Raw genomic sequence first — 3,783 nt, 5'->3', positions numbered from 1 at the left:
CGTCAGCACCGAGACCGACCCGGCCACCATGCGCAAGGTCGCCGATCAAGCTCGGGAACTGGTGGCACCGCTTACCGCGGCCACCCGCACCCGGCACGTCGCGCCGACGGTGGATCAGGCCAAGCCGGGGCGGCGGATGTACAACCCGACGGTCGGGACCGGCAACCCGATCGCCCCGCCGATGCGGGTGCGGGTCGAAGACGGCGTCGCGATCGGCACCTGCACGCTCGGGCTGGCCTACGAGGGACCGCACAGCTACACCCACGGCGGGGTCAGCGCGATGCTGATCGACCAGATCCTCGGGCACGCCAACGCCGCCGCGGGACGGCCCGGCATGACGGTGAAGCTGCAACTGCGCTACCGGAAACCGGTGCCGTTGCAGACACCGCTGGTGCTGCGGGCATGGGTCGACGACGACGCGGTCAGCGGACGGCGCACGAGTCCGGCGGCCACCATCACGACCGAGGACGACCCGGACGCGGTGCTGGTGGAGGCGTTCGGCGTGTTCGTGACGCCGACCGCCGAGCAAGCTCGCCGCATCTTCGGCGACAACCCGCCGCCTGATTAGGCCGGGGAGCCGTCCGGCGGGACAGCCGCCGATGTTCCAGGGGCGATCCCTCGCCCTGCACCGCGACGATTCGCCGCCCCGCGCCTCGCACGGGGCGGCGAATTCGCTTGCAGCGCGGAATTCAGTCCGAGTCCGGCAGCTTCCCGCCCTCCCGGTCCGAGCGCAGCTGCGTCTTGAGCACCTTGCCGCTGGGGTTGCGCGGCAGTTCCGGCACGACCGAGACGTGCCGCGGCCGCTTGTACCCGGCGAGGTGCTCGCGGCAGTACGACTCGACATCCGCCGCGGTTGGCGGATCCGCCGGATCGCTCGGGACGAGCACCGCGAGCGGGGTTTCGCCCCACCGCTGGTCGGCCACGCCGATCAGCGCCACGTCGGCGACCTTCGGGTGGCCCGACAGCGCGTCCTCCACTTCGGCGCAGTAGATGTTCTCCCCGCCCGAGATGATCATGTCCTTCTTCCGGTCGACCACGTAGTAGTAGCCGTCCTCGTCCTCGCGCACCAGATCGCCGGAGTGGAACCAGCCGCCGCGGAACACATCGGCGGTCTCGGCCGGTTTGTTCCAGTACTCCCGCATCACCGTCGGGCCGCGGTAGACGATCTCGCCGACTTCGCCGCGCGGCACGTCGTTCATGTCGTCGTCGACCACGCGCACTTCGACGTTGAGCATCGGGGTGCCCACCGAACCGATCTTGCGCAGCGCGTCCTCGCCGCGCAGCAACGTGGTGACCGGGCTGCACTCGGTCTGCCCGAACGAGGTCGTCACCTCTGCCTGCGGGAACGTCTCGATCATCGTGCGCAGCAGCGAGGTCGCCGCGGGCGCGGCGCCCCAGGAGATCCGGTGCAGCGCGGACAGATCGCGTTCGGCGATGCCCGGCACCGCGCAGATCGCCTGCCACTGCGCGGGCACGAAGAAGCAGTCCGAGACCCGTTCCCGCTCCAAGGTGTCCACGATCTCCGCGGGGTCGAACCGGCCGGAGCGGCTGAGCACCGTTTTCCCGCCCAGCAGGATGTTCGGCAGGATCGTGGAGACCCCGGCGATGTGGAACAGCGGCGCCCCGGACATGCCTACGCGCTCGCCCGCCGGGGTGCCGAGGTGGGCCATCATGCTGAAGGCGTGCAACATCAGGTTGTAGTGGCTCAGCACCGCGCCCTTCGGCCGCCCGGTGGTGCCGGAGGTGTACATGATGAACGCGGGGGAGTGCTCGTCGACCGAGATGTCCGGCGCCGTCGCGGCCGCCTCCGCAAGGGCTTGCTCGTAGCGCTGCGCGCCCGGCCCGGCTTCGGTGACGTCGTCGCCGATGACCAGGCAGGTGGCGACTTCAGGAACCTTCTCCCGGGCTTTGCCCATGGCCGGGGCCAGCGCGGCGTCCACGATCGCGGCCACGGAGCCGCTGTCCGAGAGCGCGTAGGCGATCTCGTCGGCGACCAGCCGGAAGTTGATCGGCACGCAGATCGCGCCGAGCCGCCCGCAGGCGAGGTAGGACTCGACTACTTCGATGTCGTTGAGCCCGAGCACGGCCACCCGGTCGCCGGGGCGCACGCCGCGCTCGATGAGCGCATTGGCCAGCCTGCTCAACCGCTCGTCCAGCTGCCGGTAGGTGAGTCCGCGTTCGCCGGAGCGCAGCGCGACCGCCTCGGGGATCTTGCGCGCGTGCCGGGCGATCTGGTCGCTGCTGGTCATGCCGCGGCCGGTGAGGGCCGGTTCCGGTGTGTGCATCGGCGATCCTCGGCGTCGAAGTGGCGGGGACGCAAGAACAACGAGCAACCGGGCGTCCGCGTGGCGCCCGCTTCTCGAAACGGAGGGAAGGACGCGCTCGCGAACCCGGCCGGTCCGGCGGTCCGCTAACTCGCTCCGGCTCCACCGGCCGACACGCCCGCATGCCACTCGTCCGACGCGAGTTTTTCCGAGTGAACGGAACTTTCGTTGCACTAGATTGGTCCGACAGTCCGTTCGCTCCGCCGCCGGTCCGGCGGGATCGGGTGACGGCCGCGCGCGTCGGCACGGCGGTGAGACCGGGTCTTGCGGGTGCGTTCGGCGGTGCCGTAGAAACCGGTCATCACTGACTGCGCGGGACGAAGGCGTCCCGGGAGCGGAGGAACGCATGGACATCGCAGGCGGCGTCGCTGTGATCACCGGAGGTGCGTCCGGGCTCGGCCTGGCCACCGCCCGGCGGCTGACCGAAGCGGGCGGTCACGTCGTGCTGCTGGACCTGCCGAGCTCCGACGGCGAGCAGGTCGCGGGCGAACTCGGTGCCACGGCCCGGTTCGTCGCCGCCGACGTCACCGACGAGGACCAGGTCGCCGCCGCGCTGGACGTGGACGACTCGCTCGGCCCGATCCGCGCCGTGATCAACTGCGCGGGCACCGGCAACGCGCTGCGGGTGGTCAGCCGCAAGCGCGGCGCGTTCCCGCTGGCCGAGTTCCACAAGATCATCAACATCAACCTGGTCGGCACGTTCAACGTGCTGCGGCTGGGCGCCGAGCGAATGCTCGCGCACGAGCCGGTCGGGGAGGAACGCGGCGTCATCGTCAACACCGCGTCGGCAGCGGCCTACGACGGGCAGGTCGGCCAGGCTGCCTACTCCGCGTCCAAGGGCGGCGTCGTGGGCATGACGCTGCCGATCGCCCGCGACCTCGCCGAGCACCAGATCCGAGTGGTCACCATCGCGCCGGGGCTGTTCAACACCCCGCTGTTGGCCGGGGCGTCCGAAGAGGTCAAGAAGTCCCTGGGGGAGCAGGTGCCGCACCCTTCGCGGCTGGGCGAACCGGACGAGTTCGGCACGCTGGCCGCGCACATCGTGGCCAACCCGATGCTCAACGGCGAGGTGATCCGCCTCGACGGCGCCATCCGGATGGCACCGCGCTGAGGTCGTTCTCCGTCCACCGCGGGGAAATCTCCCGCGGTGGACGGCTCATTCCGCCACGCGGATCAGTCCGGAAGGTCCGGGTCGGCCAGCAGCCGGTGCGCGATGGACTTCCACAGCCCCAGGTGCGGATCCGTGGCGGGCGGCCGGTCCTCGAAGGCGTAGGGCATCGCCGCGCCTCGCATGCTGGTGAACAGCAATCCCCGCAGCTGCTCGTAATTCGGGTGCGCGCACACCACCGGACCCCAGATGCCGTCGGTGACTTCGCGGATCGCCGCGCGCAGCCCGCGTTCCTCCGGGCGCAGCGCCGCGGCCAGCGCGGAGTTGGTGCGCGCGGCCGTCCACAGCTCG

3 protein-coding genes and 1 pseudogene are annotated in these 3,783 nt (G+C 70.9%); 2 read left to right on the top strand and 2 right to left on the bottom strand.

Annotated elements, in window-relative coordinates; genetic code table 11:
* The coding region (locus IJH84_RS03280) for a PaaI family thioesterase (protein ID WP_295140005.1) at positions 1-568 on the top strand (568 nt) is incomplete at its 5' end.
* 121 nt (positions 569-689) lie between these two features.
* Here IJH84_RS03280 and IJH84_RS03275 read toward each other — a convergent pair.
* Complete coding sequence (locus tag IJH84_RS03275) at positions 690-2,285, bottom strand: long-chain-fatty-acid--CoA ligase (protein WP_295140003.1); 1,596 nt, start codon at positions 2,283-2,285, stop codon at positions 690-692.
* A 385-nt stretch (positions 2,286-2,670) separates the two neighbouring features.
* Between IJH84_RS03275 and IJH84_RS03270 the strand changes: the two genes are divergently transcribed.
* The gene (locus IJH84_RS03270) at positions 2,671-3,435 is read left to right on the top strand and encodes a 3-hydroxyacyl-CoA dehydrogenase (RefSeq protein ID WP_295140001.1); all 765 of its coding nucleotides are present in this window, start codon (positions 2,671-2,673) and stop codon (positions 3,433-3,435) included.
* Between the two features lie 62 nt (positions 3,436-3,497).
* Here IJH84_RS03270 and IJH84_RS03265 read toward each other — a convergent pair.
* Positions 3,498-3,783, bottom strand: a pseudogene (locus IJH84_RS03265) (TetR/AcrR family transcriptional regulator); the annotation flags it as partial.

The sequence above is a fragment of the Saccharopolyspora sp. genome, from assembly GCF_017434145.1.
Taxonomy (GTDB): Bacteria; Actinomycetota; Actinomycetes; order Mycobacteriales; family Pseudonocardiaceae; genus Saccharopolyspora_C; species Saccharopolyspora_C galaxeae.
The sequence above is the reverse complement of the archived record's forward strand: the minus strand, read 5'-3'. Positions and strand labels throughout refer to the sequence as shown.